Annotated in this window: 13 protein-coding genes; 4 read left to right on the top strand and 9 right to left on the bottom strand. The window is 39.6% G+C overall.

Annotated elements, in window-relative coordinates; translation table 11 throughout:
- Window positions 1–7 precede the first annotated feature (7 nt).
- The 3 genes from B5X70_RS01290 to ribD form a co-directional block, all read right to left on the bottom strand.
- Window positions 8–2,347, bottom strand: coding sequence for a T9SS type B sorting domain-containing protein (locus B5X70_RS01290; RefSeq protein WP_079556039.1), 2,340 nt, complete (start codon window positions 2,345–2,347; stop codon window positions 8–10).
- Window positions 2,348–2,680: 333 nt separating this feature from the next.
- Window positions 2,681–4,144 (bottom strand): cardiolipin synthase, encoded by a 1,464-nt coding sequence (gene cls, locus B5X70_RS01285; RefSeq protein ID WP_079556038.1) that lies wholly within the window; start codon window positions 4,142–4,144, stop codon window positions 2,681–2,683.
- Complete coding sequence (gene ribD / locus B5X70_RS01280) at window positions 4,145–5,212, bottom strand: bifunctional diaminohydroxyphosphoribosylaminopyrimidine deaminase/5-amino-6-(5-phosphoribosylamino)uracil reductase RibD (protein ID WP_079556222.1); 1,068 nt, start codon at window positions 5,210–5,212, stop codon at window positions 4,145–4,147.
- 120 nt (window positions 5,213–5,332) lie between these two features.
- Between ribD and prmC the strand changes: the two genes are divergently transcribed.
- Window positions 5,333–6,184 carry a peptide chain release factor N(5)-glutamine methyltransferase gene (gene prmC / locus B5X70_RS01275; protein WP_079556037.1) on the top strand — a complete coding sequence of 284 codons (852 nt, stop codon included), beginning with the start codon at window positions 5,333–5,335 and terminating at the stop codon, window positions 6,182–6,184.
- A 7-nt stretch (window positions 6,185–6,191) separates the two neighbouring features.
- Here prmC and B5X70_RS01270 read toward each other — a convergent pair whose 3' ends face one another.
- Entirely contained in the window at window positions 6,192–6,794 is a 603-nt protein-coding gene (locus B5X70_RS01270; RefSeq protein ID WP_079556036.1) for an acyl carrier protein phosphodiesterase, read from the bottom strand.
- 222 nt (window positions 6,795–7,016) lie between these two features.
- Here B5X70_RS01270 and B5X70_RS01265 point away from each other — a divergent pair, with 222 nt between their 5' ends.
- A complete protein-coding gene (locus tag B5X70_RS01265; RefSeq protein WP_079556035.1) occupies window positions 7,017–8,351 on the top strand; it encodes a cyclic 2,3-diphosphoglycerate synthase in 1,335 nt (444 codons plus the stop codon).
- A 100-nt stretch (window positions 8,352–8,451) separates the two neighbouring features.
- Here B5X70_RS01265 and B5X70_RS01260 read toward each other — a convergent pair whose 3' ends face one another.
- From B5X70_RS01260 to B5X70_RS01235, 5 genes are all read right to left on the bottom strand, one after another.
- Window positions 8,452–10,842: a TlpA family protein disulfide reductase gene (locus tag B5X70_RS01260; RefSeq protein ID WP_079556034.1), complete on the bottom strand. Its 2,391-nt coding sequence runs from the start codon at window positions 10,840–10,842 to the stop codon at window positions 8,452–8,454.
- A 312-nt stretch (window positions 10,843–11,154) separates the two neighbouring features.
- Window positions 11,155–14,298 (bottom strand): beta-galactosidase, LacZ type, encoded by a 3,144-nt coding sequence (locus B5X70_RS01255; RefSeq protein ID WP_159449972.1) that lies wholly within the window; start codon window positions 14,296–14,298, stop codon window positions 11,155–11,157.
- 284 nt (window positions 14,299–14,582) lie between these two features.
- Window positions 14,583–17,039, bottom strand: a complete 2,457-nt coding sequence (locus tag B5X70_RS01250) for an immunoglobulin-like domain-containing protein (protein ID WP_079556032.1) — start codon at window positions 17,037–17,039, stop codon at window positions 14,583–14,585.
- Window positions 17,040–17,235: 196 nt separating this feature from the next.
- Window positions 17,236–19,425, bottom strand: coding sequence for an immunoglobulin-like domain-containing protein (locus tag B5X70_RS01245; RefSeq protein WP_079556031.1), 2,190 nt, complete (start codon window positions 19,423–19,425; stop codon window positions 17,236–17,238).
- Window positions 19,426–20,262: 837 nt separating this feature from the next.
- On the bottom strand, window positions 20,263–20,703 hold the full coding sequence (locus tag B5X70_RS01235; protein ID WP_232468408.1) for a hypothetical protein: 441 nt from the start codon (window positions 20,701–20,703) through the stop codon (window positions 20,263–20,265).
- A 145-nt stretch (window positions 20,704–20,848) separates the two neighbouring features.
- On the opposite strand from B5X70_RS01235, the gene B5X70_RS01230 reads away from it, so the two are divergent.
- Both B5X70_RS01230 and B5X70_RS01225 read left to right on the top strand, forming a co-directional pair.
- Window positions 20,849–21,604 carry an AraC family transcriptional regulator gene (locus B5X70_RS01230; protein WP_079556029.1) on the top strand — a complete coding sequence of 252 codons (756 nt, stop codon included), beginning with the start codon at window positions 20,849–20,851 and terminating at the stop codon, window positions 21,602–21,604.
- A gap of 67 nt (window positions 21,605–21,671) precedes the next feature.
- Entirely contained in the window at window positions 21,672–22,079 is a 408-nt protein-coding gene (locus B5X70_RS01225; protein WP_079556028.1) for a VOC family protein, read from the top strand.
- The last annotated feature ends 211 nt before the right edge of the window (window positions 22,080–22,290 follow it).

The following is a 22,290-nucleotide window of genomic DNA, read 5'->3' as shown; positions in this document are numbered from 1 at the left end:
CACTTAGTTATCGTTTTATGACCAAATAATCTTTTACCGGATCTATTCCATCACCTGTAAAAACGAAATAGTAGGTTCCTTCAGGTACCGGATTGCCCCTGGAGTCTTTTCCATCCCACCATCCGGGATCGTCGAAATTTTCATCGTCGCCGCCATAGTTTTGCTTTTGATAAACTATCTCTCCGGCCTGGTTAAACACCATCAAGCGGTTGTTGGATATATGTGTGGCACCTTTAATGACAAATCTGTCATTAAACCCATCCGGAATTTCGTTGGGCGAAAACCCAGTTGGATGCACTAGCCCTTTTACTTCAATGGTTAATTCATCCGAGAATTCAGGACAAATACCGTTCTTTACAGTCCATCTTAATGCCACCGAACCAAATGTTAAACCAGAAATTTCGGATTTGGGATCATTTGAATTCAGCAAATTCCCTTCACCACTCAAGATTTCCCATGTGCCAACACCTAAAGGAGGAGTCATGGCATTGAGGTTAATGGCGAATTGATGGTACACTTCAATATCATCTCCGGCATCAACATCCATAGGATCCACCTCATGATAGAATGTGACAGATATTTCATCATAGGCAGTGCAAACTCCGTTTACTTCAGTCCACCTTAAAGTAGGAGCGACCAATTCGTGAAAAGAATCGGGATAGAACACTGTTGTAGGATCAGAAGCATTGGCAAATGATCCGCTTCCACTCCAGGTTCCGATTCCGACGGAAGGTACAGCAGACAATTGGATTGACTCTCCACAGATTTCACGATCGTTGCCTGCGTATGGGGAAGGCATCTCATCAACGCTTACTGAAAAAACAAGGTCATCGAATGTGGTTTCGCATCCATAAGTATCGATGATGCTATGCAGATGGTAAACTTCGGTTTGTTCCGGAGCAAGTGATTGGTTAAATACTGTGGTTCCAAAGGAGATGTCATCATCATTTAATCTGACAGTCCATGGGCCGCTACCCTGGGCATTGAAGGTTAAGATGGTTTCGTCACCTTCACAAATAAGATCATCGATAAGTTGAGCTACAACATCAGGGTACTCAACAAAACGGATGGTAATCTGATCTGATGCTTCGCATCCCTCATTATTCATGCTCCAGGTAAAAACGAAGTCTCCATATTGTGATACATCCACCTGACTATTTTCTGAATCGGGATCAGAAAAGGTAGCAAATGCAGATTGTGATGACCAGGCTCCATCTCCGGGCTCTCCCCAAGCATTCAATGAAAAGGTTGCTCCACAAACAATTTCATTTTCTCCTGCATTTATCTGCGGGGTCAATTCAGCAACTATGGCTTCACCTGAAAGTTGTGCCTCCGTGGCAAAACAGCCATTAACATCCTCAATGGATATTAGTTGAAACTCCGCTTTCCCCGGCACATTCTCATGTGAAAACAAATAGCTATTGCCGGGGTCTCCGGTTCGTATAAAGTTCTCTCCATTTAATTGATAGATGAACTCCATCGGCCCGTAACCCTGTAGAAGCTCAATTTCAACCTCAGCATCTCCTATACCACAAACTTCTGAATTTGTTCGTATTTCTCCAGATGGTGAACCTTTTAAAACGACCTGAACTTCACTTTCAACCGGGGTACATGCCCCGTTTTCCTGAAGAAATTTAAGATCATAAATTCCATCCGTTTCTACAGTAAACAGTGCATTGGGATTTTCAAAATCAGAATTATTCTCTCCAAAAGATGCGCCATCAATAAGCTCCCACCAATAAGATGTGCTGACTGGATCCGGTTGTGCATTCAAAACTGTGGAGTAGCCACATTGGTCAACAGGGTCACCCGCAAAAGGAGCAGGTCTTTGGTGGGATATTACCAACAGTTCTCCAATAATATTTTGCTTTTCTCCCTGACCAATAATCCAGTCTCCATTCACTTCTCCATGAAAAAACTCAACGATATTGATCTTTACTTCCCGGGTTCTGTTCAACCAACCATCGGCAAAGGTTGTATTATAAGTATAGACACCATTGCTCATGTTGGCATTGTCATCATAAATTCCACTCAAGAGTCTTCGAGGAGGACCTGCGTCAACATTGCCATAAGCCGGACCTCTTTCTCCATTCCACTCCGACTCCTCATCGGCGTCCGAAAATTCAATCCAGGCATTGAAAGGCTCTACGCCGGTAAATCGAATTCGAATCTGAAACTCTCCTGTTTCGCACACCTCTATCACATCATCAAGCAATTCTGCCGATGGGGTTTGGGCTTCAATGTTACCCACACTTCCCAAAAATAGAAGTAACCCTGTTACATAACTCAAACACCGCCCCATGTGTAATATATCTTTTGCTTTTAGAATAACTCTGAAAGAAAACATTAATTTCTGTTTTACTCAAAATTTTTTGATGAATCGCTGCTTTTCTAATTGGAAATAGCGAATTTTCCAGACCAGTCAACTGTTATAGAGCCTCTCATCTGATAAAACACCCATTAAAAAGGGATGTTCTAACAGGGATCTTTCGTCAACCATAACCATGTATGAAACAGCAACTATTCGTTTGTCGATTACCGCTAAACCGTTGATTTAACAAATATGAATGTAATTTTAAATATTTTTACGCTAAAAAAAAAGTCAATATGCAATATTTCACACAATTAGGAGAATAATTTATACTCATTAAAGACAATTGAGCATCCAGACCAGAAAAAACTATAGCAGAGGACTCATCAGCCGTGCAAAGGATTCCTTGGTTTTTTCGATGAGTGGTCGGTTACTCCACTCCTCCGGATCAACGAGCCGGCTTGCACGAATATCATCCATAAAAGTCTCACGCATTTCAACAGCCGATTCTTCATCAAAAATAAAAGCGGTTATTTCAAAGTTCTGCTCAAAGCTTCTAAAATCCATATTTGCTGACCCAATAATTGCAATGGTATCATCCACTACCATTACTTTGGAATGTAAAAACCCTTCCCGATAAAAGTAGAATTTCACCTCAGCTTCCTGCATCTCCTTGATAAAGGATCGTGAAGACAATAGAGTGACAAAAGCATCACTTCTTTCCGGGATGATGATTCTGACGTCTACTCCTCCCAATGCGGCTGTTTTAAGCGCTAACAAAACGCTTTCGCTTGGCATAAAATAGGGTGTGGCGATATAAACATATTTACGGGCCGATGCAATGGCATGAAAAATTCCCATCATAATTCCCGGCCAGTCGGAATCAGGCCCACTGGCAACAACCTGAACCATTTTTTGTCCCAATGGCTCTTTGGTTGGAAAGTATTTCCGATCGTTCAACTCGGTTTGACTGACGAAATACCAATCGGTTAAAAATACCGTCTGTAGGGTTTTTACCGCATCTCCTTCTATTTTCAAATGGGTATCTCTCCATAATCCCACCTCACCATTCCCATCCAAATACCGGTCGGCAATATTTAGGCCTCCAATAAACCCAACTTCACCATCGATAACAATAATCTTGCGGTGGTTGCGATAGTTTACTTTGCTTGTAAGATTAGGGAATCTCACCTGTAAAAATGAGTATGCCTGAACACCAGCCTGCCACATCTCATCAAAAAAAGGCTTTTTCAATTCCCAGCTCCCCACATCATCTACGATAAGACGAACTTCGACGCCCTCTGAGGCTTTACGCTTAAGAATACTCTTTATTTTTCCTCCAATCTTATCATCAGCAAAAATGTAGTATTCCAAATGTATGAATTGTTTTGCCTTTTGGAGTGATTCAATGATCTCAGAAAATGTGACTCGTCCGTTTTGAAGTATTTTAATGCTGTTACCAACGGTAACAACAGCATTGCTGTTGTTTAAAAGCAGTGTAATAAGATTCCGGTTCTGCTCCACGGCCTGATTATCAAACATCTCTCCTTCTGAAAGTCTATGAATTTGTGCATGAGCAAGATTGGATAGCAGATCGTGATTTCGCAAACCTTTTCTCGCAATGATCTTCTCTTTTCGGAAATTTTGTCCGAAAAAAATAAAGAAAATGAACCCGATGACCGGAAGAAAAATCAACACCAAAACCCATGAAATGGTTTTAAGAGGACTACGGTTTTCAAGAACAGTAAACACCACAACAATTAGAATGGTGATAACATATACCACCAAAACCAATGGATTAATGATGTTTATTATGTCCTGAAAGGTTTCCATCTAAATAAGTATCTTGTTTCTGTACACGAACAGATCGCTCTCGTCGAAACGCTCATGCATAAGCGGCACCACGTTTATACGTGGCGCTTTAATTCCGCGCTGAAACCATCTGTTTCCTACGAAGACGCGAGCTTCGTCCCACAATCCCATCTCAATAAAGGCATTGAGTAATTGCGCCCCTCCCTCAATAATTACCGATTGAATATCTCGTTTATAAAGTTCATCTAAAACTTCAATGATGGGAACTTTATTCTGGGGCAAAACGATGTTTTCCGCCTTCCTTTTATCGTTAATCTCACCACCGGTAAACCAGAGTGTTGGTGCTTCGCCATCAAAAAGAGCCAGATATTCCGGGAGTTTATTCCCACGATCAATCACCACTCGCAAGGGGTGATGACCTGACCAATCTCGAACAGTTAAAGATGGATTGTCCTTTAAAGCCGTAATAGAACCAACCATGATGGATTGTTCTCGGCTTCGCCAAAGATGCACCATACGACGGGCATGATCATTGGTAATCCAGTTTGGGCGATTGTCTTTTACAACTTCACGATCTATATCAAGGAAACCATCACGGGTTTCGGCCCACTTAAGAATTACAAAAGGCCGATTTTGTTCATGAAAGGTAAAAAAACGGCGATTTAATTCCCTGCTCTCCTTCTCCAATATTCCGGTTACTACATCAACACCGGCATCCCGTAATATTTTTATACCCTTTCCGGCAACTTGCGAAAAAGTGTCAACACACCCAATAACGACCCGTGGAATTTTGTGCTGCTTAATCAGCAATGCACATGGGGGCGTTTTCCCATAATGAGCGCATGGTTCAAGATTTACATACAACACCGATTGCTGCAATAGTGATTTTTCCTTAACAGTTTCAATGGCATTCACTTCGGCGTGTGCACTTCCTGCTTTTTGGTGAAATCCCTCTCCAATTATTTTCCCATTGTGCACAACAACACTTCCAACCAGGGGATTTGGATAAGTAAAACCCTCTGCCTGAATGGCCAATTCGAGACATCGGCGCATATATTTCCGATCGGTTTTTAGTTGATTGTCCAGCATGGATGTTTTAATAAAAAAAGTACTTGTTGCTAAGATAATGTTTATTTTTACAACGTAAACTGGAGTGTTAGGTTTAATAAAAACAATTTTATTGCACCCACTCCCTGCAACGCTAAAAAGATGCAAACAGTTAATGAGTTTATCGCCCTTCTTCAATATAAATTAAATGGGATTACCAACCAGAATGAAATCCGTCAGTTTGGGTTTCTTTTGATGAATTGCCTCAGAGGATATTCGTTTACCGAATTCCACACATACAAGGAAGAGCAACTTACCGATCAGGAAATTATTTTTTTAGATTCTGCAATCTTACGATTGCAGAATCAGGAACCAATTCAACATATAACCGGTCAGACAGAATTCATGGGACTCATTTTTAGAACAGACAAAAGAGCCCTCATTCCCCGACCTGAAACGGAGGAATTGGTGCATCTGATTATAAACGACTTTTCCGATCAAATTTCCAACATCCTGGATGTTGGAACCGGAACAGGTTGCATTCCAATCTCGCTGAAGAAAAATTGGCCGAAAGCGAATGTGGAAACCTGGGATTTATCAGATGATGCCATTTCTCTGGCAAAAGAAAACGCGGAACTGAATCATGTTGAAATCATTTTCTCTAAAACCGATGTGCTTACGTCTCCTCCAGTATTGCGAAAATATGATCTGGTTGTAAGCAATCCACCTTATGTAACCAACAGTGAGAAGAAAGTAATGGATAACAATGTACTAAATTACGAACCTCATCTGGCTCTCTTCGTGGAAGATGGCGAACCATTGCTTTTTTATGATGCCATATCGACGCTTGGAGCCAAAGCTCTCTTGCCGGGGGGCTATATCTATTTCGAGATAAACGAAAAGTTTGGGAAAGAAGTTTGCCAACTGCTTGATGCTAAAAACTACAAAAAAACAATAGTAATAAAAGATTTATCAGGAAAAGACCGATTTGTAAAAGCCGTTTGGCCGGGGTGATTTCAAATCAAGCGCAATTGTTTACAGGCTGAACGTTCAGGTAGTCATCAGCCATCACCATTGTATCTGCAAAAACCTGAAAAAATGATTCCTGCAACTCATTATAACAGATGCTTAATTGATTAACAGCCCACTGACTATGGTCTGGCAATGAAGTATGGCCTGCCATTACCTTCAACGTTTTCTCAACACCTTCAAGATACTGATACTGCTCCATCCTCCTACTGTGGATTAGAAATGGTAAAAACTGCTTTACCACACCGGGGAGCGAAAAATAGTATCTCATTAAAATTTTATGAGATTCGCTCACAAATTTCCTCAAGGACACATCTGAATACCGCGCCCAATTAACAGCCAGAAAATGATCATATACAACATCCATAACAACCCCGGAATACCTTCCATATTCAGGTTTAAACATCTTTGCACTTTCCCTCAACTGCGGATGCTTGTCGGTAAATGAATCTATCCGGCGATGCAATAAAATCCCCTTCTGTATGGCAGGAGAGTATCGCTGATAACGTTTACCCTTGACATAATCGCCGATAAAGTTGCCAACCTTAACCCCCGGCTCAGATCCGGATAAATAAAGATGTGCCAAATAGTTCATGAAGCCTCTGTATTATGTTTTAAATTCTCCAGGGGAGAATAATCAATACCATCTTGTAATATAAGAAATTAACCTCTAACATAAACAATACCAAAAACTGTTATTTAACAGTTTTTGGCATGACAAAAGCAATTCATTCTATAACAAAAAAATAGCTATATTTATTTTAATGGAAATAAACGGAATCACATCTCAACATTCTTTAATCTAACAATAAGTTGTATGGGTAAAAGGGTTATAATAATAGGCGCTGCCGGAAGAGACTTTCATAACTTCAACACCTTCTTTCGGGACAACAAAGACTATGAAGTGGTGGCTTTTACAGCTGCTCAAATTCCTGATATTGATGGGAGAAAATATCCGGGGGAACTGGCAGGGAATCTTTATCCCGACGGCATCCCGATATTCTCGGAAGATGAGCTTCCCAAATTAATAAAGGAGATGAAGGTGGGTATCGCCGTATTTTCATACAGCGACATTTCGTATAATAAAGTGATGAGCACCTCTGCCATAGTAAATGCCGCCGGAGCTGCATTTATGCTCCTTGGGCCAAACGACACCATGATAAAGAGCAACAAGCCGGTAATCGCGGTTTGTGCCACGCGTACAGGTTGCGGAAAAAGCCAGACATCAAGGCGAATCATTGAGCATTTAATGGAAAAAGGGTTAAAAGTGGTCGCCGTTCGTCACCCCATGCCCTATGGCGACTTGACTAAGCAGAAAGTTCAGCGGTTTGCAAATCTTTCCGATCTGGAAAAACACCATTGCACCATCGAAGAAATGGAAGAGTACGAACCTCACGTTGTAAGAGGCAATGTGATATACTCCGGAGTTGATTATGGAGCCATTTTAAAAGAGGCAGAAAACGATCCGGATGGATGTGATGTCATTCTGTGGGACGGAGGCAATAACGATTTCCCATTTTTCAAACCCGACCTGATGGTAACCGTGGCCGACCCGCACCGGCCGGGACATGAATTGTCGTACTATCCCGGAGAGGTCAATCTGCGCATGGCCGATGTGGTTGTAATCAACAAAATTGATAGTGCCAACGGCGATGATATAGAAACAGTCCGAAGAAACATCAGAAAAGTAAACCCAAAGGCACAAATTGTAGATGGAGCCTCCCCTATTAAATCTGACCACCCGGAACTTATTGAAGGCAAGCGGGTTCTCGTAATTGAAGATGGCCCCACCCTAACACATGGTGAAATGAAAATTGGTGCCGGCACCGTGGCAGCACAAAAATATGGAGCCGCAGAAATTGTTGACCCAAGACCTTATGCCACAGGAAAACTCAAAAAGACTTTCGAACAATACCCGGATATTGGTATATTACTTCCTGCCATGGGTTATGGGAAAGAACAAATAAATGATCTGGAAAAAACCATCTCGGCCACACCCTGTGATACCGTTATAATAGGAACTCCTATAGACCTTAGTCGGATTGTTAAAATTAAACAACCTACAGCACGTGTTCACTACGACCTTCAGGAGATTGGCTATCCGGCTCTTAAAGATATTCTGGAAGGGTTTCAATTTTCGAAAAATCATTAGAAAACAAATAAATCTGATATCCAAAACGAAAGTAAATACAAAAACCGGGGAAGCCCCCGGTTTTTTATTGAATGTTATAGCGATACTTACTAACCCATTTTTAAAGGTATTCATTAAAAAGAGTTTTCAAAGCCTCATTATTCTTATAAATCTTATTTCTGACAACATTCCCCTCCCTGTCAACCAATAGGTAGTGCGGAATTCCACTGATGCCAAACATGCTTGAGAAATAGTTCCACTCATCCTGCGTTACCCGGTAATGTTCACCTTTTACATCTGGAATCATCAATTCCCATGTACTTTCAGGAGATGAAGGATTTGTGATATAAACAAATACAATGTCCTCATCGGCAAGCTCCTCTTTAAGAGGCTTTATTCTCTCCATTCCGGAGCGACAAGGGCCGCACCATGTAGCCCAGAAATCTACATAAACCAATTTTCCTTTATAGTTCTCCATAATGGCGTCAAACAATGCTTCTCCTTTTCCCTCAGGAGTTTTATTAATAACATAACCGGTTTTGGATTTGTTGGCCAGCATGGTTTCTTCAATTTCTCTGACCAACCGATCACTTTGCGCCAATATGTATTCCCGGATAAAGGGGGTTTCAATTTCCGTTTCTACCAATTCCCTATCCTGGTCAGACATTGGCTGCATTCTTGACTTCATTATTTGATTCTGTCGTTGAGATAACATCAAATCTCCGAACAGCCCCCCTGAAATGCCAAATAATTGTTCAATAGCCTTATTTCTATCTTCATTCTCATTGGTCACGATGTATTGCATAACGGCTTTTTGAACATGCTCCTCATTTTTAGCATAAAACTCCTCCCACAACAAAGAGTCGGCCTGAACGACATCATTCAGACAATCATCATCAGAGCAGGCCATCAGTTTTTCAACCAACGCAAGTTCTTCATCAGAAAGGGCAACATTAGCATCTTCCAAAACATCCAGCAAGTAAGTCATTACTCTTCGTTCTGATTCATTACTAGGACCTTGATAATAACCAACTCTGTTTAAAAAAATATAGTAGGAATATACAATAAGACTCAGTTGGGTGTTTAAATCGTAATTATGTAAAAACTCAAAATCTTCTGGTGTAAAAAAATGCGGTTCCAAATCAATTTCTCTCTGCTCACGGGGAATATCATGCACTCTCCGATATGCCGACTCTTTCATCCAATTATACTCAAGTAAACCGGAAACAATTCGCATAGGAATCTCCATGTTCATAATTTGCAAAGCTTTGGCACATAAATCAGTGGTTTGATTTAATCTTTGCATATTTGCCATTTCATTATTCATGGCGTTCATATAATATTGATAATACTCATCGGGGGACATTTCATGAATTCTGTCCCTCAAATGACCATGATCGACATAATTAATGGGACTCATCAACGCCAAATCTGAATTGGTTCTTGCCAAATCTCCCATAAAGAGTGATTGCCTTTTACGATTTGCAAACTCCTGGTAATTTCGGCGATAATTGGTGTATTCGCTCAGTCTAATAAAATGGGTTAATGTTTTGCCCGGCTCTAAAAAAACGACCTCATTAACATCTAACAACCGAATAAATATTGATTGTGGATGCATCAATGGTAGTTCAACAGAGAATGTTCCATCCTTTTTTATCAATACAATATGGCTCTCCTGCTCAGATGTAAGCAGGTTGTTCACATAAACAACTCCAGTTTCCCCCATTTTCGGATGATAACCTTCTATATAACCCTGATATACAGCGATTCCATTATCCAACAATGGTTCGCTATATGGATGATTATTCGGTATGGTGTAACTACTGACTCTAGTCTCTTTACGACTGACCAAAGCCACGTGATCCTTACTTTCACCAATTTTCAATAATTGGTCACCGGCATTTTGAGCAAAAAGATTAACCTTTTTATCGTCTTTTTTAAGGATAATCTTTAATTGATCTCCGTCTTCCTCGAATTCCACATCTCGCCAGATTGTGTTATCGTAGATAACACAATCTTTGTAAAACCCATATTTCCAGTTATTACTTCCATCACTTGCAAGCCAGTTTCCGCGAACCCATTCAGGGAAATTCAACAGATCATTGTTATCGGCACAAATGCGTATATCAAAAAAACGCCAGCTCTCACCAATAAGATCGAAGCTTTCCACGTCTTTATTCAACGGCGGAAAAATTAGCGAGTAGATATTTACACCTGATTCGGGAGTCCAGTGCTGCTCATTAAGAATAAGCCCCTCAGCAGCCTTGACATAAAGTTCATCGCCGCCGCTGCTATCTGTAATAAAAGTTTTATCGTCGTTAACCCGGATCCACCAGCCAGGTATAAATTCTGTTTTAAAATCGATAATGGTAGCAGTGTCGGTGAGTGTGACTCTTTCAATTTTAGCATAAGGTACATTTGCACCTCCAACGGAAGGATTTTCGATTACTGTCTGGGCGTGTAGTGTTGCAACAAAGCACAACATCCCCAATAGGGTTAGAGCAAGTTTCATAATTTGAGTTTAAAGTTAAATTTGTATAAAATGAATAGATTGTTAGTTCCGAACACCTTGTGATTAGTATACTAGATATTAGATAATAGCATATTCTTGATATTTTTGCGAACTGCGCATCCAACACCAGTTTACATATCTGTAAATAAAGAGACTAAAGACCTATTAAAAAGAACGTAAACTCAAATTTAAAAAACAATTCTGAAAAGTCAAAAAAACTCTTAACAAAGAATTGCATAATGCTCTCCTAAGAAGCATTATGCAATTCACTTTATGTGGATGAATCCAGAGAGATTCACCCCTCTTTGTTTTCTATTTCAAAAAATCAAACCCAGTTTTGATATTATCATTTTTATCAATGGCCTTTATTCTGAATTGATATTCATAATTGCGCGGCATTATGGAATATTTTGCATGCGGACGCGCTCCCCAGGAGGTGTCTCCTCCAACACCCATCACTTTATGATCGATATTTAGATAAACCTCATCCCTGGGATTAAGATCAATGGTATGGATTTGTCCTCGTCCTGGAAGCGTAAAGTCCTCAGGCGTGAAATTCAAAGCTGAGAAACCAATTAACTCCTCACCTTCTATAAGAAAGCCATTGCCATCATCATCGGTCAGTTTCAACCAACGAACATCGGCTCTATAACCATTCTCCTGTGGAGCAGGATACCATTCCAACTGATCGGCTACGGTGCTATGATATAGATCGATGAAAGCGGAAGTTTTTCGATCAGGGTAATTCTCCCAGGGACCTCTTCCATACCATGTCAGGTTATTAAATCGGCCGGGCAATGACATCATCATGCCCAATCGTGGTAATACTGGCAGATCATTCTTCCCCGGTTTAAAACGCATTCGCACTATGAGATCGCCGGAACCGTATATCGTATATGTTAGCTCACAACCTCCCGCATCACGATTAAGTGCATACTCAACCGTAACTGAGGCCTTCCCGTTTTGAACTGAAGAACTTTCAACTCTTACCACTCGAGCACTGTCTGCTGCATGTCGCCAAATATCCAACAATTGCGGCATCTGATAACCATAATCATTATCATTGGGAGCCCTCCAAAAGTTTGGTTTCGGTCCGTTATCGATTAGCTCCAACCCGTTACTTATCCATGAAGATAATTCTCCGGTATTTTGATTGAATGCAATCTCAAAATCGTCTCCGCTATACCTAAATTCTCCCGAAGCACGTTGAAAATTTAGAGATTCATAGGAAGGGTAATATTTCTCGCCAGCAGTATTTGGAATTTCCAACTGAAATGCTGCCAATTCATGTTCTTTTGACAGAATGCCCCAATCCTGATTTAAAACCTTTCTGATAACTACAAAATACTCCTCTCCGGGAATTATGTTCAGATTTTCGAGTGGAAGCACGTATTGACTCTTCTCTCCTGCTTTAATGTGAGGCGCACTAATAACTCCAGATAATTTTGTTTTGCCATTGGATCTTACCTCCCAACGAAAATCAAAACGAGCAAGAGAAGCAAAATCATAATTATTTTCAATTTTTATTTGATTAGATGTAAAAGGTACCGGTTCTATTTTCACATACTGATAAACATGTTTTACCTCATGAAGCGATGGATTGGGGGAACGATCCGGTCTTACCAGCCCATTCATACAAAAGTTGCTGCTTGAAGGGGTTCCTTCAGGTCCAAAATCACCTCCATATGCCCAATAAAGAGTTCCGTCGTCACTGTATTTTGCCAGTCCCTGATCAACCCAGTCCCAAATAAATCCTCCTTGAAGGTTTTCATACTTTTCTATGACGTCCCAATAATCACGCAGGTTTCCAACACTGTTACCCATAGCGTGTGCATATTCACACAAAATAAGAGGACGATCCTGTATAGATGTTCCATGGCCTACGAGTCTGTCGATTCTTGCATACATGGGAGTCACAATATCAGTATTCCTGCCAGTGGCAGCTTGCTCGTACTGAACCGGTCTGCTTAAATCTCTGGCTACAATCCAATCATATGTAGCTTCAAAATTGGATCCGTTTCCGGCTTCATTTCCAAGCGACCATATAATCACCGAAGCATGATTTTTATCCCGTTCAACCATTCTTCTGGTACGATCGATGTGTGCAGCCATCCAGGTGGTATCTTTTGCAAGACTTCTTTCGCCATATCCCATTCCATGGGATTCAATATTTGCTTCATCAACCACGTAAAGTCCATACTTATCGCACAATTCATAAAATCTGGTATCGTTCGGGTAGTGGCTTGTTCTTACCGCATTTATGTTATTCTGCTTCATCAGAAGAATATCCTGAATCATTGATTCCTCAGAAATAACATGACCGGTAAATGGGTCGTGGTCATGGCGGTTTACACCCTTTAAAAGCACCGCTTTCCCGTTAATCAACAGTTGACCACCTGCTATTTTCACTTCACGGAAGCCAACTTTAACAGCCAAAGACTCAAGTTCACGTCCTCTTCTGTCCTTTAAAGTGACAGCGAGAGTATAAAGTTCAGGTTCTTCGGCATTCCACAATCTGATGTTTTGCAAAAAACCTTCAAGCACAATCTGTGTATCATCATTCCCGTTTGATCTTACCTGACCGGTCGTTTTAAGAGCAACCTGATCACCATCTATGAGTTTGATTTCAACAGAACCACGTTCTGTTGATCTCAAATGATTTCTTAGGTCGACCTCTACTTTAACCTCAGCATCCCGGAAATCATTTTTCAATTCTGTTTTAAAAAAGAAGTCTCGGATTCTGAATTTTGGTGTTGAATAAAGATACACGTCTCTTTCGATACCAGACAATCGCCAGAAATCCTGATCTTCTATATAAGAACCATCACACCAACGATAAACTTCAAGCGCAAGTGTATTGCTTCCGGATCGGATGTAAGGTGTAATATCGAACTCAGCAGGAAGCTTAGAATCCTGAGAATAACCTACCTTCTGTCCGTTTACCCATATATACATAGCCGAAGTAACCGCGCCAAGATGAATAAAAACCTGACGGTTTGACCAATCATCAGGAATATTAAAGTCTTTGCGGTAAGATCCAACAGGATTATTATCGTGTGGAATTTTGGGCGGTTGTGGGTCGTTGGTAAAACCAAACCCGGCACTTACATATATAGGGACTCCATAACCATTAAGCTCCCAGTTAGATGGAACTTCAATTTCATCCCAGCCTGAAACATCATAGCTTTCCATAAAAAAATCACGGGGACGATCGCCAGGCTTAGGAACCCAATTAAACTTCCAGGTGCCGTTTAACAATTTAAAATATGGAGACTCCTCTCTGTTGAAAGTAAGTGCCTGATCGAGCAATGGAAATGAATAAAACGAAGCGCGCGGCTTCTCCTTATTAATATCAAAAACATGTTGATTTTCCCAATCTTTTCGTTTCTCTGCACTTATATTTGTTGACAGAGCAAAAAAAATGAAGATACTTAAAAGTGAAAATAGAGTTTTCATACTTATCATTATCATTGTAAAAATTACTTGTTACTCAAGATGCGTTTTCATTTCTAATTTTGGATCGTAACAGTTATATTTCAAGACAATACAGCCAATCTTTACTTAGTAACTGTTTAAATTTATATTTTAAAGGATTTTGTAGAATAAATCGGGATTAGACAGATCGAATAGTTTAAAAAGATTATTAGACACAACTGGCACTCTATTTTGTCTTTTCTATTGGTCTAAAAATCTTTTAAATTGATTCGATATAAATTTAAACAGTATCTATGTCAAAACATTTATTTCAGCAAAATCTTTATAACCTCACTCTCCCCATTTCTTTTTGATAACTGAACCAGATAATACCCTGGTTTTAAATGCTTCACATTTAAAACCGTTTCATCAGTACCTGCCTCTGCTTCCATCACTTTCAATCCGGACAAATTATAAACAGAAATTACACCTTCGTCATTTAAATAACCGGGATGAGTAATCAATAAATAGTCGCTGGCTGGATTTGGGGAAATCAAAAAGTTCTGTTTCTTAAAATTAGAATTCCGTATTGCCGTGGATTCGTCATCATAAGCTGCCTTTAGCGCATTCAACTCCACCTGCGTGATAGGAATAACCGTGCCATGCCGAGGATAAAAATCCATCGAAACCAGGTGATCTATTATTTCAAAGTTTTCCAGATCATAGGATTTCGTGAATTGGTAGGTTCCCCGCATGTAAACATCGTACATTAGAATATAAGTATCGGTGTTAATTAAGCGATACACACAGGATCCCTCAACAGCATCGTTGGTTTGTTGCAAAAACGGTTCTTGCACCACATAGCCTTCAGTTAATTGATCTGAGACAGCCTTTTTAATCCCATTGCCGGCACCCTCTGTTTTGAAAAACAGATGAAATACACCGTCTTTATAAACAATATCGCCATCAATACAAGCCACTTCATCCGGATGATACAATAATTGTTGTGGAGAAGACTCTAATCCTGTAAAATCTTCATTGGCATAGGCATAATAAATAATATCGTATCCTCCCGGCTGTCGCATTGAGAAATAAACCATGATCTTTTCTTCTGCCTCGTCATAAATACTTTGAGGCGCCCATACTCTTGTTACATCATGAAATTCACTAAAGTTTTGGGGGATATTGACAACAGAGTGAGTCCAGTCAATTAAATTTTCAGATTTAAGAAAAACCATGGCATGATTAGACCACCCGTCATTGGGTACATACAAATCGGTAAGAACCATATAAAACATTCCATCGGGGGCACGAAGGATGTGAGGGTCACGAACACCTCCCCGGGAACTAATGGTATCAGGAGATATGACTGCATCGTTGTTATTGAGTGCAGTAAAATTATACCCATCGTAGCTGATGGCGTAATGCACAGCCTCCTGACCCGGCCCGTTACCAAGAAAATAAGCAAAGAGATAAGCATCGTAACCTTCATCTTCGGCCACATAAACCTCAAAGTTACGAACCATTGATTCAGTTACTTTCGAAATGGTTGCAGTTAGATTAACCAGCTGTTTGCCTTCTCCATGAGGCGAGAGACTTATTAGAATCCCGTTGTCGGATAAATAAACGGGCTGATCAGACAACCATATTATGGTTGTTCCTTCAGTTCCAGTAAGTGGAAGCTCTATATTTGCTCTCAGATTATTAATATTTCCTTCCAACGTGATGTTGTCTGCATCCGTTTCAACAGAGGAGTGATCGGACAACCACGGATAGACAGTGGCAACATAATCATAAGAGAACGATTGTCCATCTTTAGAAAAAACTGCGGTCAGCACCACTTCAACCGGATCTTCACCTATATCGGGACGAGTAACCACACCGGTTTCAGAAATAAAATGAGGAGCAGAAGATTCCCACTCTACCACAATATTACCGATTACCAAAGGCAATGTCAGGTCGGTAAGAACTTTGTCGATATTTTCAATTAACAGTTCATTTGCAGCATCTTCGAGTTGTCGCAATACTAATGCCTGTTGCAAATTGGATCTGTTTGACTCTAAATTGATTATTTCAGATTCGGTTAACGCCGAATCATAAACTCGAAAATCAGACAGTAAGGTATTTCTCAGGTAGGCATCGCCTCTATATGCGGACTTCCCGATATAGTTATGTGTGGTGTTTCCTAAAGCAGAGGGAGTAATCGTTATATTACCGGATACAACAGATTCGCCATTTATAAAAATTGTACCGGTATTTCCTGATTGTCGATAAACCAGATGTTGCCATGCCCCTTTAGGGAACGCTGAATTACGATTAATCGATTGTTCACCGCTCCAGTGCGTTTCAGAAATTGCAAATCTGGTGGTTCGGGCAGAGAAAAACATAGTCCCATTTTGATCACTCGCCATATTATCAGAATTCCCAAAATTCCAAACAAACTGGCCATGGGCAGAAAGGTCTGTGGTTGCATCAATAAAAACATAAGTCGCGATTGTATAATCTTCCAATTCTCCTATTACCTCACCAACGGAAGCCCCCAGATTAAGATATCCATTTTTACTTCCAAGATTTAGAATAAAGAAATCACCTAATTCCTCTACTTTTGCATCATTTGAAAGCAGAGCCGGGAATTGGCCTGATTCATCGTAAATGTTGTTTCCACTGACATTATCCCCGTTAAAGGAATAATGTAAAATTAAACCGTTATTATTCTCAGCATTTACTATTGTAAAGCTAAAAATCAGCACAAATGCTCTAAAAAAAACATCACGTAATATCATAAGGTCTCGTATTAAATCAATCAAACTCAAAGTTTGTTAATTTTAGTTTAAACAAATATCATATACTTTAAAACATCTAATCCGTTTTCGACAAAATTGTTTCAAATAGTAACACCCGAGGTAATAATGAACAAAAACAAAAAGCAGAAGTGTGACTGAGCACATTTCTGCTTTTCTCATGATTAACCCAATCTAATTACCTCCCCCATCTGGTCATAATGTTATTCAATTCCTCCTGATTAATAGGAATAACAGTACCATGCCTTGGGTAAAAATTCATTGATATTTTATGATCGATCACTTCAAAATTTTCCAAATCGGTAGATTTGGTAAATTGATATGATCCTCTTGAGTAAACATCATACATTAAAATATACGTATCAGTATTAATTAAACGATAGACACATGATCCTTCTACAGCATCATTTGTTTGTTGTAAGTATGGCTCTTGTACCACATAACCTTCTGTTAAACGATCTGAAACAGCCTTTTTAATACCATTCCCTGCTCCCTCTGTTTTAAAAAACAGATGGTAAACTCCGTCTTTATAAACGATATCACCATCAATACATGCTACTTCATCGGGATGATACAGTAATTGCTTAGGTACAGTCTCCAGCCCGGTAAAATCTTCGTTTGCATAAGCATAGTATATGATGTCATAGCCTCCCGGCTGAAGCATAGACCAGTATACCATAACTTTTCCTTTCTCTTCATCATAATAACTTTGAGGAGCCCAGACCCGAAGAACATCGCTAAACTCTTCAAATTTATCTGCGATATTTATTTTTGCATGCGTCCAGTTAACCAAATCACTGGATCTTAAAAACACCATGGCATCATTACCTGACCAACCATCATTTGGTACATATAAATCGGTAACAACCATGTAGAAATATCCATCGGGCGCTCTTAAGATGTGTGGATCACGAACCCCGCCACGCGCACTTATGGTGTCGGCGGTAATAATTGGTCGATTGTTATTTAGAGCCCTGAAGTTATATCCATCATGACTTATGGAATAGAAAATAGCCTCTTCACCCGGGCCATTTCCAATAAAATAAGAGAATAAATAAGCCACATACCCTTCATCTTCTGCCACGTAAACCTCGAAATCACGGGTTTTGGACTCACTCCCTTTAGAAACATGAGCCGTAAGAGTCACCAATTTTTTACCTTCTCCAATTGGAGACAAATTAATTAATTTGCCATTGTCAGATAAAAATTCGCGATGAGATGACTCCCATCGAATGGTCGTTCCCTCAATACCACTAACAGGCAAAATCATATCAGTGCGAAGGTTATTTACGTTACCTATGAGTGTAATATTTTCAATATCCTTCTCAACAGAAGCTCTTTCACTTAGCCATGGCTGAACAACTACTGTGTATTTCTCTGAATAAGATTGCCCGTTTTTTGTAAACAAACCTGTTAAAGTAACAGACGCAGCTTTTGAACCTTCCGCTGGACGGTTTATTGCGCCTTCATCAGACAAAACATCCGGCTTGGATGAACTCCATTTTACAGAAACGCCATACTCAACAACAGAAGGCAACTCAAGATTTTCTACTACGTTGGCAAAACTGCCTGGCAAGGCGGTTTGTGCAGCAGATTTTAGCTGCTTATCAATGGTCGCTCTTTGAAGTTTATTGGTAAGATTCCTAAACCGTTCCATCTCCTCATTACTCAATGCGCGATTATAAACTCTGAAATCCGCCACTTTTGCATTTCTAAGAAATGCATCTCCTCTATATGAAGATCTTCCGATGTAGTTATGAGTCGTCTTCCCCAACACTGAAGGTAAAATAGTTACAGAACTCTCTGCGGTGCGGGATCCGTTTAAATATATAGTTCCTATATTGCCCTTTTGAACATAGGCAACGTGATGCCATTGTCCCTTTGGAAATGTGAGTAAACGAGCAGCACCCTGCTCTCCGGACCAATGCTGGCGAGAGATTGTATATCCTGTTGTTCGTGCTGAAAAGAACATAGAACCATTTTGTTCAACGGCCAGATTGTCTGAGTTTCCAAAATTCCACAAGAAGTTACCGTGTGCTGTAAGATCGGTTAACTCATCAACATATAAATAAGTAGCGACAGTAAAATCCTCAAGGCTGCTGATTAACTCTCCGGTTTTGGCGCCCATATCAAGAAAACCATTTTCACTGCCAAGGTTAAGAATTCCTATTCTTCCCAGAGACTCAAAAAATGCGTTATTGTGAACTTCTCCGGAATAACCATTTCCGCTGGCATCGCGCACTACATTACCAGAACCGGTGGTTCTGCTAAAGTCATAATGTAATACTAAACCTTCTTCTGTTTGGCAACTCGTAGTAGAATAAAACAACACCGCCAGCAACAACCAGTAAAATCTTTTAATCATCATTTGAGTAATATTTAAAACGTTTCAATTAAATAGAGACTGGGCTTACAGCGAAAAAACAAACAACTAAGAAATTCATCATTAAAGGAATAGATGATAGCTGCAAACACATTTAACGACGTTTCAAAAATTGCAATTAATTATCAAACGATGTGTCAGATATTTAAAAACTACTGTCTCTTTTTTAAAAAAAGAAACGACTAAAGTTACTTTTAGTTTATGTTGCGAGCAAGGAAGACGAAAGCTCATAACGAAAGAATCAAGGCATTACAGTACCTCTCACCCTCTTTTCTTCGATGCAGATCATGTTGCACGGTGACCATTGCAGTATCGTCAACCAGGAAAAATTCAACTGCATTGTAAAACCTTGGCTCATCTGGTGTAAACATCAAACCGAGAAAAGTGCCATCACCTTAAAATTCATAAGTTCTAAATGTACCATCCGCCAAGTATGCTTCAAATCGGTTCGCTGTTTCAATCATTCTCCACATTCCAATTAGTGGATTCCCGGTTTTTGCATTTAATGTCGCAACAAAAAAACTACAACTAAAACTGGTTTGATCAAAGGTTTCATAGTTTATGAGTATAAGATTAATGTTTTTGAAATCTAATATTTTAAAACCACATTTGGGAGAATTAGTTATTAGATGATTCAACCTTTCATTGCATAGTCATCGGGTGAGTTTTAACAATAGATCGTTAGTCCCGATACATCGGGATTAAGATCATTAGATATTAGAGGAAAGCAAGCTTTTTATTATCAACCAATTGAACAACATGACTATAAGTTCTCTTGCATTTGATAATCAAGTAAATAAAAAAGATTAACAAACTATTATTTTAAGAAACTGGCGTAAAAAACTCCACCTTTCCGCATTTAGGGCAAACATAAAGATCGAAACTCTCACGGTTCAGAAACAAAGAAGTCCATATACTGGCAAGTCCTAAACGACTGCCTTCGTAAAATTTGTAATTACCGGCATACACCAACGGAATTTCGCATCGCAAACAATCCACCTCCTTTTTACCGGCATTCGCATCTTTAAAATCCAGATGCTTTTTTTCTGTGAAACTGTAGTTGCAATTCCAGCATATTTCGAAATTGGGTTCAATTTCGGCGTTACATTTGGGACAGGTTTTCATAAGAGAATGATTATTATAAAAAAACATAGCAGGAATTATGTCAACTGACAAATAATTAAGTGCTTTTTCGCACTTGAGAGCCATATGGGATAAGCGGTGGATGTAATTACTGCTTCTGAGAAGAATTGGAGTTTGCATTTTGAATTGGATTAGCGTTATAAAAAAATAAATCTCAAACACACTTTTGTGATTTACTTAACAAAAGTAAAGAATTTGAAAGATGTGCAATATTATTTTTTCGAATATTATTGCATATATTCGAACAAAATACTTAATTTAACACATGTATTACGAATACCTCCCCGATAAGCGCCTGAGTCACCTCATAGAGGTCTATTGGATTTCCGAGAATTTCGGCATGTCGCCCATTGTTCAACGGATACTCCCTGATGGATGTGTAGATATTATTTTAAGTTTGGGCAGTACCAGCAGAGATAGTCACACGAATTCCCGCCATTTTTATATCGTGGGAACAATTACCTCCTATTTAGATGTTGCCTTTCAATCGGGAAAAATTCAAATGCTCGGTATTCGGTTTCGACCGGCAGGCATAACGGCTTTTACCCGAATGCCAATTGATGATTTAACCAATAAATTTATTGAATTGACTTTAGCTGATACTTTATTTGAAAAAGATTTTCATGAAAGGCTCTCTGATTTACCAACCATAGAAGAGTGCATAACCAAAATCGAGCACTTTCTGATAAGCCGATTGCCATACGCCTTTACACCGGAAAAACGCATTGAAAGCGCTATTGATTACATCCGTAAAGCCAACGGACAAATTTCCGTAACAAAAATTGCAGATATAGCTTGTTTGAGCGAACGTCAGTTGGAACGTAAATTTAAAGCAGTAGTTGGAATCTCCCCCAATAAATTTAGTCGAATCATAAAATTCAAACATGCTCTGAATCATCTGAGGCATTGTCCGCAGGAGAGTCTGTACTCAGCCGCCATTGATTGTGGTTATTTTGATCATTCCCATCTGATAAAAGATTTCAAGAAATTTGGCGGAACAGTTCCTTGTGAACTGAAATAATAATGTCGGATTTTTACACCAACCACCTCAGTTCCTATGACTATTTTTGCAATAAAAATAAAGCATTATGAAGATCAACGACCTATCAATTACCATCCACACTGACAAAATTAAAGAGTGTGTTGACTTTTATGTTCGTCATTTTAATGTAAAAATCACCTTCGACTGCGAATGGTATGTGACCATACAATTCCAAAGCCATGTGAATCCTGACATCTTCCTGTCGTTTATAAAACCCGAATATGGAGCGACCGGAAAAGCATTCTCAGGGGGTTTGACTTTGAATCTGAATGTTGACAATGTTGACAGTGAATATGCTAAAATACAGCAAACAGGTATCCCTTTCATCGAAGCAATTACAGACCACGATTGGGGCGATCGCGCATTTTCGATAAATGATCCGCTCGGCAATGCTTTATATATCTATTCGCCCCGGGAGATGAGTGCCGAATATCAAAATGCTGTAAAAGAGTAAAACAAGACCATGCAGCCAGTTTTGCTAAGCTCGTGCTGATTAGTGGTATTAACCTTCAACCGGTGGAAAGGTGACAGGGTAATCGGAGAACAGAAAACCATCAAAACCACAACCTTTAAACTTTAAACAGAAAATAAGATACATCTAATCGTCTTTCTCAACTGATCTATCTGTCTAAAATCTAATCCCGATTTTATCGGGACGCATCTAT

Source organism: Alkalitalea saponilacus (assembly GCF_900168165.1).
GTDB lineage: Bacteria > Bacteroidota > Bacteroidia > Bacteroidales > Marinilabiliaceae > Natronoflexus > Natronoflexus saponilacus.
This window is presented reverse-complemented; position numbering and strand designations above follow the sequence as displayed.

Bases quoted from the DNA above. Each gene is read 5' to 3' on its own strand.
- B5X70_RS01265 (WP_079556035.1), top strand. From the start codon at position 7,017: ATGGGTAAAAGGGTTATAATAATAGGCGCTGCCGGAAGAGACTTTCAT.
- B5X70_RS01270 (WP_079556036.1), bottom strand. From the start codon at position 6,794: ATGAACTATTTGGCACATCTTTATTTATCCGGATCTGAGCCGGGGGTT.
- B5X70_RS01290 (WP_079556039.1), bottom strand. From the start codon at position 2,347: ATGTTTTCTTTCAGAGTTATTCTAAAAGCAAAAGATATATTACACATG.
- B5X70_RS01245 (WP_079556031.1), bottom strand. From the start codon at position 19,425: ATGATGATTAAAAGATTTTACTGGTTGTTGCTGGCGGTGTTGTTTTAT.
- B5X70_RS01260 (WP_079556034.1), bottom strand. From the start codon at position 10,842: ATGAAACTTGCTCTAACCCTATTGGGGATGTTGTGCTTTGTTGCAACA.
- B5X70_RS01250 (WP_079556032.1), bottom strand. From the start codon at position 17,039: ATGATATTACGTGATGTTTTTTTTAGAGCATTTGTGCTGATTTTTAGC.
- B5X70_RS01255 (WP_159449972.1), bottom strand. From the start codon at position 14,298: ATGAAAACTCTATTTTCACTTTTAAGTATCTTCATTTTTTTTGCTCTG.
- cls (WP_079556038.1), bottom strand. From the start codon at position 4,144: ATGGAAACCTTTCAGGACATAATAAACATCATTAATCCATTGGTTTTG.
- ribD (WP_079556222.1), bottom strand. From the start codon at position 5,212: ATGCTGGACAATCAACTAAAAACCGATCGGAAATATATGCGCCGATGT.
- B5X70_RS01225 (WP_079556028.1), top strand. From the start codon at position 21,672: ATGAAGATCAACGACCTATCAATTACCATCCACACTGACAAAATTAAA.
- B5X70_RS01230 (WP_079556029.1), top strand. From the start codon at position 20,849: ATGTATTACGAATACCTCCCCGATAAGCGCCTGAGTCACCTCATAGAG.
- B5X70_RS01235 (WP_232468408.1), bottom strand. From the start codon at position 20,703: ATGCAAACTCCAATTCTTCTCAGAAGCAGTAATTACATCCACCGCTTA.
- prmC (WP_079556037.1), top strand. From the start codon at position 5,333: ATGCAAACAGTTAATGAGTTTATCGCCCTTCTTCAATATAAATTAAAT.